Below are 20,684 nucleotides of genomic sequence, written 5' to 3'. Positions count from 1 at the left end.
GCTCACTCCTTGATCAAGACTCTGCAGGCGATTATGCCATTGCTCTCCAGAAAAATTCCACGCAAGCAACCCGGCCGTCCTTAGACCATTGCGCCTGCTGGCTCAACTCACGAATCAACTTCAGACCACGACCATGCAGCCCATCCAGCGAAGGCGGCATGGCAAGCACCTCCTGCACATCGAACCCCTGGCCACTGTCTTCGACACGAACAGTCAGCCGACCACCCTGCTCTACAGGCTCGACCTGCAGATGCACGCGAATGAAGCCCGACTGCAACGCCTCCAGACGCTCCGTCCGCTCTTTATAATAGCGGGCAAATCCGGTGGCATCCTGCTTGAGTGCCGAATCCAGCCCCAACACACCATGCTCCAGCGCATTGCTGTACAGCTCGGTGAGAACGCTATGCAGCGCAGCACTCTGCGCCTGAAGCGCTGGCACCTCAAGCAATAACTGCATCAGATAGGGCAAAGGATTGAATCGGCGCAGAGTCGAAGCCCGAAACTCGAAGCTGACCGACCAGTCCAGAGGGCGCGACGCCGCACTCTCGAAATAATTCGATACCGCCGGTGTGTCCTGCGCCTCATCGATGACACTGATTTCCAGCATGCTGACGTCATCACGGGCACGTCCGCCAAAATCGTTCAGCGCCTGAAGAATCTCCTCAATCAACAAGGGCGGCTGACGGTTTGCCGTCAGGACTTCACGCAGGCGCTGCACACCAAACAACTCTTCGCGATTGTTGCTGGTATCCAGCACGCCATCGGACAGCAGAAAAATGCGATCCCCCGTCGACAGCGGATAAACCTCCGTCCGGTCATCGAAAGAACTGGCACTCAGTATCCCAAGCGGCAAATGCCGCGACACCATCGGCAAGTGACTGCCATCGGTCACTCGCAACAGATAAGCATCCGGCAACCCGCCATTCCATATCTCGACTTGTTGCTGCTTGAGATCGACCGAGAGCAGCGCTGCACAGCAGAACATGTCTACCGGCAGGATGCGCTTGAGCTTGGCATTCATTTCCCGAAGCATTTCAGACACGCCGTAGCCCTTGGCGGTCATGCCGTAAAACACTTCGGCCAAGGGCATCGCTCCCACTGCCGCAGGCAGGCCATGGCCGGTGAAATCACCGAGCAATACATGCATATTCCCGGCCGGCGTGTAGGCAGCAAGCATCAGGTCGCCATTGAACAGCGCGTAAGGCGATTGCAGATAGCGGATATTGTCCGCCCCCAGACACCCCGAATGCGCTACCTGATCGAATACGGCCTTGGCGACGCGCTGTTCGTTGAGCAGGTAGTCATGATGCCTGGCGATCAGGTCGCGCTGATGCAGGACGGTTTCCTGCAACAGCCTCAGCCGGTTCATGGCATTGATCTTGGCAGCCAGAACCAGCGGGTTATAGGGCTTGGAAATGAAGTCATCACCACCGGCATCCAGGCAGCGTGCCAAGGCTTCGCCTTCAGTGAGAGACGTCAGAAAGATGATCGGGACCAGCGACTCGCCGGACAGGCTCTTGATACGCCGCGCCGCCTCGAAACCATCCATGACCGGCATCATCGCGTCCATCAGGATCAGCTGCGGCCGCTCGGTCTCGAATATCGCCAATGCTTCGATGCCATTGGCCGCACTCAGGACTCTATGGCCCAACCGCCCGATGATGGTCGACAGCAGCAGACGATCACTGGCGCTGTCATCGGCGATCAGTATGCACAACCCCCTGAATGCCGAGGACAAGGGCGTCAACTCAGCTGGAACAGCTTCGAGAAATTGGAAATGGTGAGAATCTTGACGATATCGGGTGTGCAATTGGCCAGTCGCACCACGGCATCATCACCGCCGGCGTGATCACGCAGCAGCAACAGCATGCCCAGTGCCGAACTGTCCAGATAGTGAGTTCCCCCCAGATCCACCACGTAACTCAGGCTGCCAGCATGCCCTTCATAAGCACCGCGAAAATCTTGATGAGTGGAAAAATCGAAACGCCCCTCAATGAATACGGTCAGTTGCTGACCGTCTTGAGAAAGCCCGGAAGTGATCTTCGCCATAAGGATTCCTGAAGTACGCCATCACACCTCTCGCAAGCGTAGCCGAGAGAATCGACATATCAATACTGCTCATGGCGCGGCAGGCGCTGGGACAACTCATCGAGCAGCTTCTGCTCGCGCTTGTCTTCAAGTTGACGCGCTTCGTCGATATAGCGCTGCACCAGCTTGCGCAGCCCCTCGACTCGCGCATAACACTCCTGCCAGGCACCACGAGCCTTTTCGAGGTTGACCTTGTGCCACTCCAGGCTCTTGTTCTGCTGGCCGACGGCAGTCTCCAACTGATTGAGAAAGCGCTGGTAGTTGGTCAGCCATTGGCCGGACACACCGTTACTGCCCTGGTTGATCCATTGTTCCTGATAACTCAGGCGGAACCGCTCCAGCTCTTCAAGCTTGCTGTAGGCCAGGTTGACCTGCCCCTGAAAGTGCCCCAGACGCTGGGCCGCCGTACGCTCGGCGGCCTCTGCCATCTCGACCACGGGCGCCAGACGCGCCGCACGACTCTGGGCCATGATCTATCAGCCGCCAGGAGCCGGAGCGAACACGGCCGCCAGTGCATCGCTGCTGGCCTGCATGCTTTCGTTGTCGCGCAAACCCTGGCGCAGGTAACGCGCAAGGGCGGGTTGCAGGGCAATGGCCGTGTCGGTTTCCCGGTCGCCACCTGCCACATAGGCACCCACGCTGATCAAATCGCGACTCTGCTGATAACGGGACCACAGCTGTTTGAAGAACTGCGCACGCCCCATGTGATCAGGGCTGACAACCGCCGGCATGACCCGACTGATGGAAGCTTCAATATCGATGGCCGGGTAATGCCCCTCCTCGGCCAGACGCCGGGACAACACGATATGACCGTCAAGCACACCCCGCGCAGAGTCGGCAATCGGGTCCTGTTGATCGTCACCTTCGGACAGCACCGTATAGAACGCGGTGATGGAACCACCACCGGCCTCGGCATTACCGGCACGCTCGACCAGCTTGGGCAAACGGGCAAATACCGAAGGCGGATAACCCTTGGTTGCAGGCGGCTCACCGATGGCCAGGGCGATTTCCCGCTGGGCCTGGGCAAAACGGGTCAGAGAGTCCATCAGCAGCAGAACATTCTTGCCCCGGTCACGGAAATACTCGGCAATGCGCGTGCAATACATGGCAGCGCGCAGACGCATGAGCGGTGCATCGTCGGCAGGCGAAGCCACGACGACAGAGCGCTTGAGCCCCTCTTCTCCGAGGATATGCTCGATGAACTCCTTGACCTCACGACCCCGCTCACCGATCAGGCCGACGATAATAATGTCCGCCTCGGTAAAGCGCGTCATCATGCCCAGGAGCACACTCTTGCCCACGCCAGTACCGGCAAACAGGCCGAGACGCTGGCCGCGACCGACCGTCAATAATCCGTTGATACAGCGAATCCCCACATCCAGCGGCTGGCTGATGGGGTCACGCTTGAGCGGGTTGATGGCCGGGCCGTCCATGGGCACCCAGTCTTCGGCCTTGATGGGCGGACGTCCGTCCAGCGGTCGACCGGCACCATCGAGTACACGACCCAGCATGCTCATGCCCATCGGCAGGCGTCCGGTATCGGCAAGCGGTACAACCCGCGCACCCGGCGCGATACCCGCCACACTGCCCACAGGCATCAGGAATACCTTGTTACCCGAAAAGCCCATCACCTCGGCATCAACTTCGACCGGATGATGGCTGTCATCGTTGATCACCACACAGCGACTGCCCATGGCTGCACGCAACCCTTCGGCTTCGAGGGTCAGGCCGACCATGCGCAGCAGGCGCCCTTCCACCACCGGCTGGGCAGGCAAGGTGATGGAGTCGGCATACGAGCCCAGGCGCTTGCCGAAGCTGGTGCGATCAAGGCGCATCGTTTTTCTCGATATCGACTGCACTGGCAGGAGTGCCGGTCAGTTCGATATTCAGATCGGCTGCGCCGGGGTGTGCGACCTGCTCGTGCAATTGGTCGTACATTTTGGAGATGGCCAGGGAAATGCGCGTCTCGACACTGGCATCGATGCGACTATGTTCGGTTTCGATCCGGCAGCCGCCGGGCAACAGGCTATCGTCCTCAAGGATTTTCCAGCTTTCCTCATGGCGCTCACGCAACGCCTTGACGAGCCCGAAGTCTTGCGGATTGATAAAGATACGCAGGTTCTGCGCGCCCATCGGCAGCAGTTTCAAGGAGTCACGCAAGACATGGGCGATCTGCTGCGAGTCAGTCTGCAACTCGCGCTGAATGACCTGACGCGCGATGTGCTCGACAAGGTGGATAACCGCCTTTTCGATCTGCGTGTCCTGCTCGGCAACCGGCTCCAGCAGATTGAGCATCAACTGCTCAAGGCTGGCGATCTTGGCCGCCAGCGCCACTTCCGCTTCCTGGCGAACCTTGAGTTGTGTGCTGTGAAAGCCTTCTTTTTCGCCCGTGGCGAACCCTTCGTTCCAGGCTTCCTGGCGAATGCTTTCCAGCTCTTCCAGGGTCAGCGGCTGAACCTCCTCCAATGGAACTTCTTCCATTTCGGCAGGTTCTTCCTCCACTGGCTCCGGCTCGGGTTCCGGCTCAGGTTCTTTATGTGGGTCAAAGCTGGGCAATGACCACATGTCGAAACCAACGACATCCTTGGCGCGAATAAGATCGCTAACCGATTCTTTACTGGAGCTGGACATGAGTCAGGGCAATCCTTAGATCATTTCCTCGCCACCTTTGCCACCGAGCACGATCTCGCCGGCCTCGGCCATACGACGTGCAATGGTGAGGATTTCTTTCTGTGCGGTTTCCACGTCGCTGACACGCACCGGACCCTTGGCTTCCAGGTCGTCGCGCAACAGTTCGGCAGCACGCTTGGACATGTTCTTGAAGATCTTTTCCTTGATCGCCTCGTCCGAACCCTTGAGCGCAAGCACCAGTACGTCCGAAGACACTTCGCGCAGCAGCGCCTGGATACCACGGTCGTCCACGTCGGACAGGTTGTTGAACACGAACATGAGGTCTTCGATCTGCACCGACAGGTCTTCATCGACCTCGCGGATCGAATCCATGAGCGCGCCTTCGATAGAACTGTCGAGGAAGTTCATGATGTCGGCAGCGCGCTTGATACCACCCAGGGTAGTACGCGAAGTGTTTGCGTTGCCGGAGAACTGCTTCTCGAGAATCTGGTTGAGCTCCTTGAGAGCTGCCGGTTGAACGGTATTGAGCGATGAAACGCGCAGGATGATGTCCAGACGCACCTTATGGTCGAAATGCCCAAGCACTTCACCCGCCTGGTCGGCATCCAGATACGCCACCACAATCGCCTGGATCTGCGGGTGCTCGAAACGGATCACATCGGCGACCGCACGCGGCTCCATCCACTTGAGGCTGTCCAGGCCGCTGGTGTTGCCACCCAGCAGAATACGGTCGATCAGGCCGTTGGCCTTGTCTTCGCCCAGGGCCTGGGTGAGCATCTTGCGGATATAGCCATCAGAACCAACGCCAAGGCTGGTCTGGTCGCCGACGATATCGACGAACTCGCTCATGACCTCTTCGACCTGCTCGCGATGCACGTTGCGCATCTGAGCCATGGCCACACCCACTTTCTGGACTTCCTTTGGTCCCATGTGCCGAAGCACCTGGGCCGCATCGGTTTCACCCAGAGAAAGCAGCAGCACGGCTGCCTTCTCCACCCTGCTCAGTTTGGCTACGACGGCTCGATCATTCATCAGTGTTAATCCACTCTTTCACAACCTGGGCCACACGACCCGGGTCTTCGGCCACCAAACTCTTGATTGCATTCAACTGTGCGTCATAACCCTCGGTCGGGCTAGGCAGCAGGATACTTTGCGGACCACCCAGGCTGACGCGGTCATTGGACAGTTCGCCATCCATGCCACCGCCGCCCATACCACCGAAGCCACCCAGCTCCGAGTCGCCGAACCCGCCCAGCTCCTTACCCTTGCCGCTGGTGATGTTGTTCAGCACTGGACGCAGAACACCGAACACCAGAATCAGGATGAAGATCACACCCACGGCCTGTTTGAGGATGTCCCAGAACCATGGCTGCGAGTAGAACGGAATTTCCGGAATCACTTCACCGCGCTCAGTAGAGAACGGCACGTTGATCACGCTGACACTGTCACCACGGCTGGCATCGAAACCGACGGCATCCTGAACCAGGCGCGTGAAGCGGGCCAGATCAGTAGCACTCCATGGCGCACGGGTCACTTCGCCATTGGCCGGGTTGGTCTTGACCATGTCATCGACGACCACCGCCACCGACAGACGAGTCAGACGACCCTGCTGTTGCTTGGTGTGGCTGATAGAGCGATCCAGCTCGAAGTTCTTGGTCGACTGCACACGCTTGTCGGCCGGGTACGGAGCCAGGGCTGGCTGACCAGTGGCCGGGTCCATGATCTGCTGGCCATTGGCATCGAGCAGCGGCTGGCCAGGCGCGATAGCCGCTGCGGCACCGGCAGCACCGCCACCGGCAGTCTGGGGTGCGGTCGCAGGGCCTGGAGGCTGGTTGCTCAAGGCACCCGGTACACCTTGCGGGCCGGAACTGCTGGAGCGCTGTTCATTGACCGACTGCTCGCTGCGCAGGGCAGGCTGGTCAGGGTTGAAGCTTTCGGCTGTCGATTCGACGGCGCTGAAATCCACCACTGCCGAGACTTCGGCCTTGTAGCGGTCACTGCCCAGAATAGGTTGCAGGATATTCTGCACGCGCTGGGTCAGCATGCCTTCCATGCGACGGCTGTAGTCGAACTGCTTGCCAGCCATGGTCAGCTCGGAGTTTTCGGCCTGATCGGAAAGCAGGTGACCCTTCTGATCCACAACCGTGATCTGCGATTTGCTCAGTTCGGGAACGCTGGTCGCAACCAGGTTCACGATAGCCACGACCTGACTTGGCTCAAGAGTGCGCCCGGCGTACAGCTCGACCAGAACCGAAGCACTTGGCTTGCGATCGTCGCGTACAAAGACCGAACTCTTTGGAATCGCCAGATGCACACGCGCAGCCTTGACGTTGTTCAAGGACGAAATGGTGCGAGCCAGCTCACCTTCCAGGCCACGGCGGTAGCGTGTGGCTTCCATGAACTGGCTGGTACCCAAGCCCTGGTCCTTGTCCAGAATCTCGAAACCGATGTTGGAGTCGTTCTGCACCACACCTGCCTGAGCCAGCTGGATACGCGCACGCTGCACGTCATCGGCCTTCACCAGCAAGGCACCGGAGTTGGGCTCGACGGTATAGGAGATGTTCGCGGCAGTCAGGGTTTCCATGATCTGCTTGCTGTCCATCCCCGCCAGGCTGCCGTAAAGCGGCCGGTAATCGGGTTGCTGGGACCAGAGCACCACGGCAAAGCCAATGGCCACGCTGGCAGCCAGACCGACCATGAGGCCAATCTGACGCAGCATGGTCATTTCAGAAAGATTTTCCAGAAAAGACAGACCAAACAATGGCTTCTTGTCTGGAGAGCCCGCTCTTGCCGGAACGGTTTCGGCTGTTGCTTCGGCCATGACTCAGTACGTCCTTTAAACCGGCATCTGCATGATGTCTTGATAGGCTTGAACCAGCTTGTTACGAACCTGGGTCAAAGCCTGAAACGAGACGCTGGCTTTTTGTGAGGAAATCATGACGTCAGTCAAATCGACACCACTCTTGCCGATTTCAAATGCGTTAGCCAGCTGACCTGCGGCCTGCTGGGTTTCGGAAACCTTGTTGACGGCCTGGCCAAGCATATCGGCAAAGCTGCTGGTGCCGACTTCCGGCGTAGCGGTCACTGGTTTGGAGGCCGCCATGGCATCCATCTGCATGGCCCGCATATCCAACATCAAGCGATTAAATTCAACACCTTGGCTCATGGACATTTTCTCTCGTAAGGCCCGCAATTTTTTGACACTGATTCAGCGGATAGTGAAGACATAGCAACAAGAGTGCCAAATAGATAACGACATCTCGTTTCGCCCTGCTCTCACCCGCGACCCAGACCTTCTGGGTGAACCCCTTCCCTTGCACCAATGACGTCAATATGCCATTGAATTACATCATTCATACGACAAAGCCAAAAGAAAGGATCACCCTCCCCGACCTGCCTGAACAACTCAAGTCGCGAACAGATAACCCTCGACATCCATGCCCGCATCACGCATCTGCGCCAGCTTGTAGCGCAAAGTCCTTGGGCTGATCCCCAATCGCTCGGCCGCCTCCTTTCGACGCCCACGCTCAGTACGCAGCGTGTCAATAATCACTTGAAACTCACGACGCCTGAGATCATCCCCCAGCGCACCAGCCGACTCGGCACTCGCGCCTGCCTGCACATTGTCGACCGCAGCCACAGGCGCCGACGGCAGCGAAGCTACAGACTGCACGGCCCCCGTGACAGGTCCCGCCAGACAGAAATCCTCGGCCTCGATCACGCCGCCCTGCTGCAGGATCAAGGCCCGCTGCACGGCATTATCCAGTTCCCGCACGTTGCCCGGCCACGAATATCCCACCAGACACGCCTGCGCCTGGGCAGACAACCGCACAGGCGCATGCTTCATTTTATTGACGTGCTTGGCCAACAGACGCTCAGCCAACGGCAGAATATCGGCAGTCCTTTGACGCAGCGCCTGCCATGCCAATGGAAATACCGATAACCGATAAAACAGATCCTCACGAAACCGCCCTGCCGACACTTCACCCGCCAGATCACGGTTGGTGGTCGCCAGCACCCGAATATCCAGACTGATCGGTTTACGGGCACCCACACGCTCTACTTCCCGCTCCTGAAGCACTCGCAACAGTTTGGCTTGCAAGCCCATGGGCATCTCAGAAATCTCATCAAGCAGGATCGTACCGCCATCAGCCTGCTCGAACTTGCCTGCCTGCGCCGCAATGGCGCCGGTAAACGAGCCCTTCTCATGACCGAACAGCGTCGCCTCCAGCATGTTGTCCGGAATCGCCGCGCAGTTGATCGCGATAAAAGGCTTATCGGCACGCGGAGAATTTTGATGAATGAATCGCGCCAATACTTCTTTGCCGGTCCCGGACTCGCCTGAAATCAGCACGGTGGAATCGCTTTTCGCCACCCGGCTTGCCAGATTAAGAAGCTGAATACTGGCGGGCTCCACAGCAATCGGCCCATCGCTTTCAACAGGCCCCAAGCGCCCAAGCGCATGCCTGGCAACCAACGCCAGCAAGGCTCGCGGCTCGAACGGCTTGACCAGATAATCCGCCGCCCCCTGACGCATGGCATCGACGGCACGCTCGACAGCGCCATGAGCCGTCATCAGCAGAACAGGCAATTGCGGATGGCGAGTGCGCAACAGCGCCAGCAATTGATGCCCATCCATGCCCGGCATGTTCACATCACTGATGACCAGACTGAACGGCTCCTGATCCACCGCGAGCAAGGCATCTTCAGCCGAACCCACCGCACGGTAGCCGTATCCGGCCAACTCAAGAGTCTCACCCAGCGCCTCGCGCAATGAACGGTCGTCTTCGACCAACAGCACCTTGATCGACATCAGCTATTACTCACTGAGGCGCAGACCGGAATCAACGGCAAACTGACGATTGCACAAGTCCCGCGATTGACAGTGGAACGGTACTGCACACCACCCTGGTGAGCCCGTGTTACCGCCGTGACCACCGCAAGACCAAGGCCGGTGCCGGTCGTCTTGGTAGTGAAAAACGGCTCACCAATACGCGATAGCGCTGACTTGTCCATGCCGCCGCCGTTATCACTGAAGCACAGGCGCAAGGTATTGCCACGGCTGTAGGCATGAATTTTCAGGCGGGTCCTGCCCACACTGGCCTGCACTGCGTTTTCCACCAGATTGAGCAACGCACCCACCAGCGTGTCGCGATTGCACAGCAACTCACCATCAATCGAATCGCACTGCCAGCGCACCGCCACATCCTGGACATGAGTCTGCGCCGCAGACTGCAAAGCCTGGAACAACTCGCCCGGCGTCAGGCGATCGGTCAACGGCAGTTCGCCACGCGCAAAGACCAGCATGTCACGCACTTGATGCTCAAGCTCATGCAAGCGCTCCTTGAGCCGCGAAGCAAAACGCTGCTGGGTTTCGACCGGCAACTCCTGCTCGGTCAAATGACTGGCATAGATCATGGCTGCCGACAGAGGTGTGCGGATCTGATGCGCCAGAGAAGCGACCATTCGCCCCAGAGAAGACAAACGCTCATGGCGCGCCAGTTGCTCCTGAAGATGACGGGTTTCAGTCAGATCGTTGAGCAATACCAGTTGCCCCGGCTCTGCATCCAGCGATCGAGTGGCAATGGACAGACGACGCCCGTCCCGTAGAGAGATTTCGTGCCCGTCATCTTCACGAGGGGCAAAGCAGCGACTGATAACGTGACGCCACAACATGCCCAGCAAAGGCTGACCCAACATTTCGATGGCCGCCGGATTGGCCTCGCGCACAACCCCCATGCCGTCTATGACGATCACGCCACCAGGCAGTAGATCCAGAAGATTCTGCAAACGGTTGGCCAGGCGCTCTTTCTCTGCCAACTCCTGCATACGCTGAACACCAGCCTCGGCCAGTTCCCCTTTCAACTCCGCGACGCGAGTTTCCAGCAGGCCGTAGGAATCAGACAGTTGTGCTGACATCTGGTTAAACAACGAGAACGCCTGCTCAAGCCCCTGGCGACTTTCCAATTCCAGGGAAGGTTGAGCTTGGCTGGGCAAGTCAGAAGACATTTGGGCGGCCTTGGACATAAATCATCTCTCGCATGGCGAACCGTCATTAAACGGTATGTTGAGAGTGACTTAGCAATCCTCGTGCCTAAAAAAAACCCCTGAAAATTCAGAGGTTTGATTTTTGGCACCTGGAAGAAGCGTCAATCATCCGCCTGATCATCACCTTCCCGGCGACTCATGCCATATTTGCGCATCTTTTCCACAAGCGTTGTACGACGAATCCGCAAACGCTCTGCAGCACGGGCCACGATGCCATTTGCATCATCCAGCGCCTGCTGAATCAGACCCTGCTCCAGACCACCCAGATAATCCTTGAGGTCCAGACCTTCCGGTGGAAGCACGGCGCCGGAAGCGAAGTTCGGCGTATGGCCATTGATAGCCACACGCTCTTCCAGATCACTGCGCAGGCTGTCGACCATCTGCTCGTCTTCATCGTCGACATAGCGGAATTTCTTCGGCAGTTCCGCAACACCGATAACACCATATGGATGCATGATCGCCATGCGCTCCACAAGGTTGGCCAGCTCGCGAACGTTACCCGGCCAGGCATGGCGACACAGCGACATGATGGCGGCCGAATTGAAACGGATCGAACCGCGCTTTTCGTGCTCCATGCGCGAGATAAGCTCGTTCATCAGCAACGGAATGTCTTCGACGCGCTCACGCAGCGGCGCCATCTCGATCGGGAAAACGTTCAGACGATAATAGAGGTCTTCACGGAAACTGCCGATCTCGATCATGTTTTCGAGATTCTTGTGAGTCGCAGCAATGATTCGCACATCGATACTTTGAGTCTTGTTGCTGCCGACCCGCTCGAAAGTGCGCTCCTGCAGGACACGCAGCAGCTTGACCTGCATCGGCAACGGCATGTCACCGATCTCATCGAGGAACAGAGTACCGCCATTGGCCAGTTCAAAGCGCCCGGCACGACTGGTGATCGCCCCGGTAAATGCACCCTTCTCATGACCGAACAATTCGCTTTCCAGCAACTCGGCCGGAATCGCACCACAGTTCACCGGAACAAAAGGCGCGTCGCGACGCTTGGAGTGATAGTGCAGGTTGCGAGCGACCACTTCCTTGCCCGTACCCGACTCACCCAGAATCAGCACGCTGGCATCAGTATCGGCAACCTGCTGCATCATCTGCCGCACGTGCTGAATGGCACGGCTGGTACCTACCAGGCTGCGGAACAGATTGGGCTCGCGATGCCGACCACGCTCTCGGGCCTGATCGTACATTTCACGATAAACCTGGGCACGATGCAGAGCATCCAGCAACTTGCTGTAGCTGGGAGGCATTTCGAGGGTGGAAAGCACACGCCGGCGCAGGTCTTCGGGAAGGTCGACAGCAGAATTTTCGCCCATCAACAGAACGGGAAGGAACTCATCCCATGCAGCGACTGTCTTAAGGAGTCCTTGCAGGCTACCTGGAGCGCTCACACTCCCCACGAGGACGCAGAGAACTTCGCGAGTGGAGGCCAATGAACCGACAACCTGCTGCCAGTCCTGGCTGGAACAGGATAAATTTTCTTCGCCCAGAAAATTCAGGATAACCGCCAGATCCCGGCGGCGCTGGCTATCGTCATCGATTAGCAGAATCTTGATTTCACGCCACATGCAATAGCAACTTCCCTAGTCAACTCAATGCCCGAGATCGGGGGCAGCTTGGCATCTCAGCCGTAATATCCGATAAGACGCCAGAAAATAGTGAACATCACTAGTTAAGTCAAAAAAACATACACAGTCAAATTTATGGCGAAACTATTGTCGGACAATCAAACCGACAATTAAAAGCTAGCCAAACAGATGGTATACCTTCGCGGCATTTTTGGCATTGCGGATTTGTGTCATTTCATCGGCGATTGCCTGACGCTCATCTGTAGCAACGTCAATCAATTGTCGATATACACCCAGCAGCTCTTCGAGATTGCTACGCAAACCCGGCTCATCGGCAGGCGCTTCGCTGACAACTGCTTCAACACATTCACGGCACGCCAGATCAAGCTTGACGATTGCTTCCCAGTCACGCTCGGCCAAGGCCCCGACCAACGCTTCACGGGTTTCTTCGATACGCTTGAGCGCAGCACTCATGGTGTTTTTCTCCAGAAGACAGCGAACTTATTGTTGTACAGCGCCGATTGCATCCCAGCCTTCCTTGACAGTAATCAGCAGGCCGGCAACTTCATCGAGCATTTTTTCATCGTTCTTGGCATTGGCTTCAGCCAGACGCTTCATCATGTAGTGATAAAGACTGTCCTGGCGAACCAGCGTCGGGTCGTTTTCCAGATCCAGTCCTTCACGCAACCCACCCACAATGCCAATGGCCTTGCCGATAAAAATGCATTTATTGGGGATATCCTTACGCGCCATGGCGCCCTTGGCCTGGGCGATGCGGTCAAGGCCACCCTCCATCAACATCTGAACCAGACGGTGAGGGCTGGCTTCAGAGGTCTGTGCCTGGGAGCCAATCTTCTGATACTGACGCAGTGCTAACATCGGGTTCATAGGGGGCCTCGTAGCAGATCCATATTACGTATACCCAAGCTATCGACGTACGGTCAAAAAACTTTAGCCCAAAAGCAAAAACCCGACACGGGGTCGGGTTCTTGGCATCATCTTTAATTTACGAAGCGTTTTTCTGTGCATTCATCGCCTCGAAAATCGAGGTGATACTGCTGGCCGTTGCCTTGAGCCTACCTACCGCCAGGTCCATCGCGTTGTACTTTTTGGTCAGCGTATCAGTCAGCGTATCAATACGACGATCAAGAGCCTCTTGCTCAGCAGTGAGTCGAGTCTGAACCTGAGTCAGCATGGTTTTCTTGGAAGCAAGAACCCCTCCCGACCTCGTGTAGGGTTCGAGGGCTTTTTCCATACGCTCGATCAAGCCACCACTACCGGTGAATAACTGCTGAATCTCACCACCAAACTTCTTTTCATTCAGAGCAGCAGTAAATTCAGTGGTATTCAAAAACAGCGTACCGTCGTTTTGCTGTGTCGTGATACCCAACTGAGCCAGAGACCCAAGACCACTGCTGGAGGTCGCCGTAGCAATCTGGTTACGAACAACCGCGAGCAAGGCACGAGGCGTCGAATCACCGGTCATGGCAGCTGCAGTGAAGCTTTTCCCATCGGCAGATACAGTGCCTTTGGTCAGCGTCGTTACAAGCTTGGCCAAGGTGTTGTAGGAGTCGACAAAGGTCTGCAGCGAGGTTTTCAAACCCTCGGTATTGGTTGCCACTGTGATCGCCGTGTCCGCGGTGTTACTGGCACTCTTGGCCACCAGCTCGAACGTCAGACCGGATACAGCATTGCTGACCGTATTGGTCGCACTGGTAATCTTCAGCCCGTCGATAGTGAACTCGGCATCCATGGCCAAGGCCGAAATCGCGCCGGCGCCTGGAATAGGATTGCCATTGGCGTCGTTCGAGGTACTGGTGGTGCTCATCAACTTGGTGCCATCAACACTCAGCATGCTGAGGTCTGTACCACCATCCACTGAAATATCACTGCCCTTGCCGGTAGTCGTCGAGCTATACACCAACCGAGAGCCGTTGCTGTCGGTAATGATGTTCGCCGTAATACCCTTACCCTGGAGCGTGGAGTTGATCGTGTCACGCACCTGCTGCAGCGTAGAAGTCGAAGTAATCTTGACTTCGTGAATAGTGCCATTTTGAGTGATTTTCAGGGTACCACTCGGAATAGCACTGATTTGAGACGAATTGAGCGCAGCCGTCGCAACCTTGGAACTGGTCGCCAACTGGCTCACGTTAAGAGAGTAAGTACCACTGACCGCCGCATTACCCGCAGTTGCCTTGACCACAGACTCATTGGCCGAAGTGGCGGCAAAACCCTGAAAGGCAGGTGTTGTGGTGCTCTTGAGAGCGTTCATCGCCGTCTGGAAGGCACTCAATGCAGCAGTCAGCTGATCGACACCACCAGAAGCCGCAGTATTGACACTTGTCTGCCTGGTGATCTGGTTTTGCTTGGCAGCCTTCTCGACCCCAACCAGACCATCAACGATATCTTTGATATTCAGACCAGAGTTGATGCCTGTACTTGCTGTAATTGTAGCCATGATGCTTACCCCTCAAGAATGTCGCCGATCTTTTGACCCTTTCCAAGGAATCGGAAAACCTGCAACAAGTTTCGTGCCAGTAGTCAGGCCTTGACGTGAAACAACAAGCTATGCGCGTTGTTCAAGCTATCGGCCAGTTTCAGGATTTCCGCATTGGGAATCTGTCGAACCACCTCACCGGAGTCACTCGCAATCACTTTGACAATGACTTTTCCAGAATCTTCGTCAATCGAAAATTCGAGGTTACGCTTGAACGACTGAAAGAACTTCTGAATGTCTTCCGCCGCAGCTTTCACCTTCTCCTCATCCTGTGAGTCGTCCTTTTGCAAGTCGGAACCCTTACTTTCGGACGTCGGAGCCACTCGCTCGACGGAAGGCTTATCAACTGGCTTATCCGTTGCTACAACAGGACTTGCCGGTTGAGCGGGTGGATAAGACACGTTCAGCTTTACACTCATATCCATGACCATCACCTCCGAAAGTAAAAAAGCGAGAGAGCACTGTTAAGCACTCCCCCGCCAAACTCATTCCGATATTACTGAAGCAGTTTCAGTACAGCGGAAGGCAGCTGGTTAGCCTGAGCCAGAACAGAGGTGGAAGCCTGTTGCAGGGTCTGTTGCTTGGTCAGCTGTGCAGTTTCAGCAGCGAAGTCGGTATCTTGTACACGACCCAGTGCAGCACTGGCGTTTTCGTTGATGTTCTGCAGGTTGGAGATGGTGCTGGTCAGACGGTTTTGTGCAGCACCGAGGTCAGCACGAGTGGCGTTGATGGTCGACAGAGCGGAGTCGATAGCGTCCATTGCAGCAGAGAATTTCAACTCTGCATCAGCGCTGTCGGAACCGGCGATGCTGATAGTCGAACCAACACCCAGGGTGCTCGCATCAAAGCTGGAGCTCAGAGTCAGAGTGATCTGGTTCGAAGCGCCAGTGTTGGAGCCGACCTGGAAGGTCATGGTGCTGGCAGTACCGTCGATCAGGTTCTTGCCGTTCAGGTTGGTGCTGTTTGCGATACGAGTCAGTTCTTCACTCATCGCGGTGAATTCTTTGTTCAGAGCGTCACGGTCAGTAGCGCTGTTGCTGTCGTTTCGCGACTGGACAGCCAGTTCACGCATACGCTGCAGAATGTTGGTGGACTCTTGCAGAGCACCTTCAGCGGTCTGAGCCAGGGACATACCGTCGTAGGCGTTCTTGATGGCCATGGTCTGGCCTTTGATCTGCGAGTTGATACGGGTGGAGATTTGCAGACCGGCAGCGTCGTCTTTGGCGCTGTTGATTTTCAGACCGGAAGACAGACGAGTCATCGAAGTCGACAGTGCGTCAGAGGCGCGACCCAGGTTCTTCTGAACGTTCAACGATGCAACGTTGGTGTTTACTGTTAAAGCCATGATGAATTCCTCGTTGGTTGGGTACTACGTGGCTTCCGGCCCCTGCAAGCGCCGGGTGTGCCTAGAGAACCTTCGTAATAGTTATCGTCGCGGTGGCAGGTTGCTTGAGCATTTTTTTGAAAATTTTTGCCAGCAATCTGCCAGCCCTTATAAAACAAGGGCTTGGGACCCTGCTCACGAGGAAATAACACCGGTAAACGGCCTTGCATGAAAGGACTTGCGAGGATGGAAAAAGCAGAAACTCAAAACTGCTGCTATTACGCAACCACTCTTTTTCATGAAAAAAGCGCTTGAGGGAGACCCCGCAAGCGCTTTTTTGAACAGGCCGGAATCAGGCTCTGTAGATGATCGCCGATCCCCAGGACAGTCCGACACCAAAACCGCTCAGTGCAACGCGCTTCCAGGAAGAGTCGAGCACATGTTTTTCAATCAGCAGCGGAATGCTCGAAGACACCGTATTGCCGGTTTCGACCATATCCTTGAGAAACTTCTCGGGCTTGTCTTCAAAACGACGCGCCACGGCATCAACGATGGCTGCGCTTCCCTGATGAATGCAGAAGGCATCGATATCGTCAGGCTGCAGGCCGGAATCACCCAGCAGCTCATGCAGGTGCGCAGGCACTTTAAGCAATGCGAAGTTGAAGACCTGACGGCCATTCATGAAGAACACGCCATTGCTGACCTTCAAGTGCGGCGCACCGGAACCGTCAGTACCGAACTTGGCCTTGCCCAACTGCCAGGGAGCATCTTCGCCCATCCAGGTCGCAGTGGCGGCATCGCCAAACAGCATGGTGGTGTTGCGATCTTCAGGGTCGACGATCTTCGAGTAAGGGTCGGCAGTCACCAGCAAGCCGTTCTTCAGGCCCGCAGCTTCCATGAAGCCCTTGATCGCATAGATGCCGTAGACATAACCGGAGCAACCCAGAGAGATATCGAACGCAGCGACACTGGTCGACAGGCCCAGCTTGTCCTGCACGATGGCAGCAGTATGCGGCAGCCCTTCTTCGTCACCGTTCTGAGTGACAACGATGAGCACATCGATGCTTTCGCGCGTCAGCTGAGGATTGTTGGCCAGCAGTTTATTGACCGCTTCCACGCACAGATCCGACGTCTCCTGTGCGGAATCCTTGCGCGGGAGAAATGTGGAGCCTATTTTCCCAAAGATGAACTCTTCATCCTTGCCGAATCTGGCACCTTGAGCGTAGTTATCCACGCCATCTGTGGGCACGTAACTCGCTATGCTTTTTATGCCAATCATCATGGCTTCCCGATTAGTAAACAGGTAAATGTTCGTCCCAAAGAAATCAGGGCGCTACCGAATAGAGGCGATTTGCGGGCATTTTCAGGGGGCGGTGCATGCTTACGCAAGTCGAACGCACGTCGCTCCCTGTAACACGATACAGTGGAGATGCACTTTATGACCCGCAGGTCACTCCGAGATGCGTGCTTTACGGTTTGTGGAGCATGGAAAAACAGAAAAAAGCGTCTCCCCTGACCTTGCCAGGGAAAGGTGATCCGCCTGCGTTACAGACGGATCACCTGATCAGGCAGGATTAACGCGCAGCCAGCGTGAAGCCCGGGCCATTGAGGTCAAGATTGCGACTGTAAGCTTCATCATGCGCGAACTGTGCCGACCATTTGTCGATCAGTGCCGCAAGCTCCTCGTCAGGAGCATTCACCACGCCGGAATGCACGACCTGGACATGGGGCGTCCAGACCGTCAGATAACCGGCCTGGGAAGCCTTGAGGCACAAATCGACATCGGACAGGGCCTCGGCAAAATCACCTTCATCCAGACCGCCTACCGAGTCAAACAACGACTTCTCGATCATCAGGCAAGCCGAGGACACAGCCGAGTAATTCTGCTCGACCACCAGACGGTGCATGTAGCCTCTGGATTTTTTCGACTCACCCACGAAGCCTGAACCGACACCGCCATTCAAGCCCAGAATCAGGCCCGCCTGCGTCACGGTACCTTCGCGATCCACCAGCCTGACACCAACGATACCGACTTCCGGACGCTGGGCCTGGTTGAGCAACGACTCGATCCAGCCAACGTTGACGATCTGGCTCTGGGCATCAAGCAGAATCAGGTACTCGCCCTTGGCTTCCTGGCTGACGAGGTTATTCAAGACCGCCGGGCTCAAACGCTGGTCAGACCTGAACACACGAACCCGGTTGGACAACTTCTCTTGCTGATCGAGCCAGGTCGACAGCTCAGGAGAACTGCTGTTGTTATCGGCAATCAACACTTCAAAGCGCTGATAACGGGTGCGCTGCAGAATGCTTTGCAGGCAGCGTTGCAACTGCGGCAGGTTGTCCTGGCTTTGCAGCAGGATCGAGACCATCGGCCGATGAGTGTGGCGGTAGTCGATCTTGTAGGTGCCCGGCAGTATCGAACTGACTTCAGCCTGATAGCCGCGCTTGCCAAGATGGCGAGTCAGCACCTTTTTCTCGTCTTCATTCTCCACAAGCTCGGGCGCTTCACAGATCAGAACCGGCTCACTCAGGTGCGCCAATCCGCTCATGCCACCCTGCTCGATCAAGCGCAGCAGCAGATCGAACTCCAGCGCTTTCGGGAATTCACGGGAGTAACCACCGGACTCGACCAGCAAGTCACGGCGGATCAGCCAGTGAGGCGCCATCAGCGCAGGCAGGCTTTGCAGCAGATCCAGGTTGAAGCCCGGACGGAACAGAGGTGCCAGCGTACCGTTAGGCTGACGATGGATTTCATCTACCGCCACCGCCCGGCATTGGGATGCGTCGATCAGTTCGATACTGGCCTGGAGCAGGCCGCTTTGGGTGAACTCTTCACCGGCACGCGCCAGCATCAGCCAGTCACTTGGAGACTGCTTGACCACCTGATTGATCTTGTCGACATAGTTGCTTTCGGTGACTTTCACGAAATGCAGGGTATTTTGCAGCGTGGTGGTCGCTGGCAGCTCACCCGTGGTGAAAACAATGACCTTGAACGCTCGATAATGACCATTGATCAAGCTATCGAAAGTGGCCTGCAATTTGAAAATATCGGCGTCAAGATCAAGCAGCAGAATGCCGACCTGCGAACCCGCCGGCTTTTTCTCCAGCCGGGCATTGAGCTTCTTCAGCTCTACAGGGCTCGGGCTGCGCGCACCCAGCCACTTGAGCAGACGACCGGAAGCCATGCCGTCGAGCAGTTTGCCGTTGTCATTGCCGGAAACAGCCTGCAGGCGCTTGCCCCAGGCCACGAGCCGCTCTGCCTCTTCCTCATCGTCTGCAGACTTGCCCAGCTCCTGAGCCAGTTTCTGCACAACGCCATGACTGAAGGCGTAGGCTCCATATGCCTGCCAGAGCCGGCTGACCAGCGTCTCGGCATCGGGGTTGCTTTGTGGGCGCAGCAGCTCGCTCTGCTTGAGTAACGCAGCTTCCAGCCCCTCCAGTTGCTGACGACCGGCCGGCAGGATATGAATCAGAAACTCGATCCTTGCCAGCTCGTCGAAAAATGACTGGTTGTAAAAAGGCATTTCGACGAACTGCTGGGGCTCGAAACGCGGCTCGGAACGCTCGAAGGCAACGCTCCATACCGCACTGACAATTTTTTCCTTGCCTTGAAAGCTCTGAGTGTCCAAGGACTCGCCCATAACCTCAAAACCGGCCAGAATCTGCTTTTTACCCTCTTCGCCCGCAAAGCCCGCAGCCGAACCCAGGACAGACACCAGCGTCTGGGCAAAACCTTCGCGCCCAGCCCTGGCCTTGGGATCCATATGCGTAAGCGCAGCATTGATCGCAGCATTATGACTCGACAGCACTTCTTCACTTTCAATGAAGTGCAGTCCATAGGGAACGGGCAGGACACGCAGTTTGGCAGCCGCTGCCAGATACGCCATGTAGCCGATTTCCTGCCAGTGCAGATCCGTATTTTCGGGTACAGCGGCGAACCACTGCCGGGCCAGTTCAGTTCGGGTGACGGCGTTGAGCAAGGAAATGCCCTCCCTCAGGAAGCCGACAAGCCGCTCACCCGGCTGATCCGATGAATGATCCTCGATGACCTTGCGATCGCGACGCAGATAATCCACCTGACCAACCTGGGCCTGATAGCTCAGGCTATAGCCCTGGCTAGCACCGTATTGGTCATTCTCTTCAAGAAAGCGCAATGCCTCAGTCAGTGCGCCTGGCAACAGGAAACTGCCGGCATCGAGATAGGCAACAAAAGGCGTGGTAACACGTTTGATACCCTCGGCAATCCGGGCGCTCAAACCGGCCTCGGCGAGTGCCGCATCGTGCCAGTACTCAAGACCCGGGGTCTTGGCGATTTCGGTATCGGGCACCCGAGATGTATCCACAACCACCAGAGCACAGGGATAGTCGCTGTAGTACTTCAAGGCTCGACGCAGAAAGTCCGGCTGATCCTGAGCCAGCAATACCAGTGTCAGACGCTGATTCAACGGCGTAGCTTCATTCCCGAAATTGCTTTGCATAGTCTTTCCCATAGCGAACCGATGACTCTCTCAACAGAGGG

General features: G+C 56.5%; 18 protein-coding genes. All 18 read right to left on the bottom strand.

Annotation, left to right across the window (positions count from 1 at the left end):
* Positions 1-31: 31 nt before the first annotated feature.
* The 18 genes from ACODS3_RS11710 to ACODS3_RS11625 all read right to left on the bottom strand — a co-directional run bounded on the left by ACODS3_RS11710 (position 32) and on the right by ACODS3_RS11625 (position 20,643).
* A complete protein-coding gene (locus ACODS3_RS11710) occupies positions 32-1,738 on the bottom strand; it encodes an ATP-binding SpoIIE family protein phosphatase (RefSeq protein WP_489034370.1) in 1,707 nt (568 codons plus the stop codon).
* Between the two features lie 5 nt (positions 1,739-1,743).
* On the bottom strand, positions 1,744-2,049 hold the full coding sequence (locus ACODS3_RS11705) for an STAS domain-containing protein (RefSeq protein WP_201018434.1): 306 nt from the start codon (positions 2,047-2,049) through the stop codon (positions 1,744-1,746).
* Between the two features lie 59 nt (positions 2,050-2,108).
* Positions 2,109-2,558, bottom strand: coding sequence for a flagellar export protein FliJ (fliJ, locus tag ACODS3_RS11700; protein WP_201018433.1), 450 nt, complete (start codon positions 2,556-2,558; stop codon positions 2,109-2,111).
* A 6-nt stretch (positions 2,559-2,564) separates the two neighbouring features.
* Positions 2,565-3,923, bottom strand: coding sequence for a flagellar protein export ATPase FliI (fliI, locus tag ACODS3_RS11695; RefSeq protein ID WP_201004710.1), 1,359 nt, complete (start codon positions 3,921-3,923; stop codon positions 2,565-2,567).
* A complete protein-coding gene (gene fliH, locus ACODS3_RS11690; RefSeq protein WP_201004712.1) occupies positions 3,913-4,719 on the bottom strand; it encodes a flagellar assembly protein FliH in 807 nt (268 codons plus the stop codon). The genes fliI and fliH overlap by 11 nt, the downstream gene beginning before the upstream one ends.
* Positions 4,720-4,734: 15 nt before the next feature.
* A complete protein-coding gene (fliG, locus tag ACODS3_RS11685) occupies positions 4,735-5,751 on the bottom strand; it encodes a flagellar motor switch protein FliG (protein ID WP_117181174.1) in 1,017 nt (338 codons plus the stop codon).
* The gene (fliF, locus tag ACODS3_RS11680; RefSeq protein WP_201004713.1) at positions 5,744-7,540 is read right to left on the bottom strand and encodes a flagellar basal-body MS-ring/collar protein FliF; all 1,797 of its coding nucleotides are present in this window, start codon (positions 7,538-7,540) and stop codon (positions 5,744-5,746) included. The genes fliG and fliF overlap by 8 nt, the downstream gene beginning before the upstream one ends.
* 15 nt (positions 7,541-7,555) lie before the next feature.
* Entirely contained in the window at positions 7,556-7,885 is a 330-nt protein-coding gene (gene fliE / locus ACODS3_RS11675) for a flagellar hook-basal body complex protein FliE (protein WP_025260897.1), read from the bottom strand.
* Between the two features lie 240 nt (positions 7,886-8,125).
* Positions 8,126-9,532, bottom strand: a complete 1,407-nt coding sequence (locus tag ACODS3_RS11670; RefSeq protein WP_489034366.1) for a sigma-54-dependent transcriptional regulator — start codon at positions 9,530-9,532, stop codon at positions 8,126-8,128.
* Entirely contained in the window at positions 9,532-10,746 is a 1,215-nt protein-coding gene (locus ACODS3_RS11665) for a sensor histidine kinase (protein WP_201004715.1), read from the bottom strand. The genes ACODS3_RS11670 and ACODS3_RS11665 overlap by 1 nt, the downstream gene beginning before the upstream one ends.
* 122 nt (positions 10,747-10,868) lie before the next feature.
* The gene (gene fleQ / locus ACODS3_RS11660) at positions 10,869-12,344 is read right to left on the bottom strand and encodes a transcriptional regulator FleQ (protein WP_201004718.1); all 1,476 of its coding nucleotides are present in this window, start codon (positions 12,342-12,344) and stop codon (positions 10,869-10,871) included.
* A gap of 177 nt (positions 12,345-12,521) precedes the next feature.
* Complete coding sequence (gene fliT / locus ACODS3_RS11655) at positions 12,522-12,818, bottom strand: flagellar protein FliT (protein ID WP_201004719.1); 297 nt, start codon at positions 12,816-12,818, stop codon at positions 12,522-12,524.
* A 27-nt stretch (positions 12,819-12,845) separates the two neighbouring features.
* Complete coding sequence (fliS, locus tag ACODS3_RS11650) at positions 12,846-13,232, bottom strand: flagellar export chaperone FliS (RefSeq protein ID WP_201018431.1); 387 nt, start codon at positions 13,230-13,232, stop codon at positions 12,846-12,848.
* Positions 13,233-13,350: 118 nt separating this feature from the next.
* A complete protein-coding gene (fliD, locus tag ACODS3_RS11645) occupies positions 13,351-14,805 on the bottom strand; it encodes a flagellar filament capping protein FliD (RefSeq protein WP_489034506.1) in 1,455 nt (484 codons plus the stop codon).
* An 80-nt stretch (positions 14,806-14,885) separates the two neighbouring features.
* On the bottom strand, positions 14,886-15,266 hold the full coding sequence (locus ACODS3_RS11640) for a flagellar protein FlaG (RefSeq protein WP_201004720.1): 381 nt from the start codon (positions 15,264-15,266) through the stop codon (positions 14,886-14,888).
* A gap of 71 nt (positions 15,267-15,337) precedes the next feature.
* On the bottom strand, positions 15,338-16,186 hold the full coding sequence (locus ACODS3_RS11635; RefSeq protein WP_201018430.1) for a flagellin domain-containing protein: 849 nt from the start codon (positions 16,184-16,186) through the stop codon (positions 15,338-15,340).
* Between the two features lie 331 nt (positions 16,187-16,517).
* Entirely contained in the window at positions 16,518-17,444 is a 927-nt protein-coding gene (locus ACODS3_RS11630; protein WP_489034362.1) for a ketoacyl-ACP synthase III, read from the bottom strand.
* A 295-nt stretch (positions 17,445-17,739) separates the two neighbouring features.
* Positions 17,740-20,643, bottom strand: coding sequence for a glycosyltransferase (locus tag ACODS3_RS11625; RefSeq protein WP_489034360.1), 2,904 nt, complete (start codon positions 20,641-20,643; stop codon positions 17,740-17,742).
* Positions 20,644-20,684: the final 41 nt, after the last annotated feature.

This window comes from Pseudomonas sp. FG43, from assembly GCF_057809175.1.
This window is presented reverse-complemented; position numbering and strand designations above follow the sequence as displayed.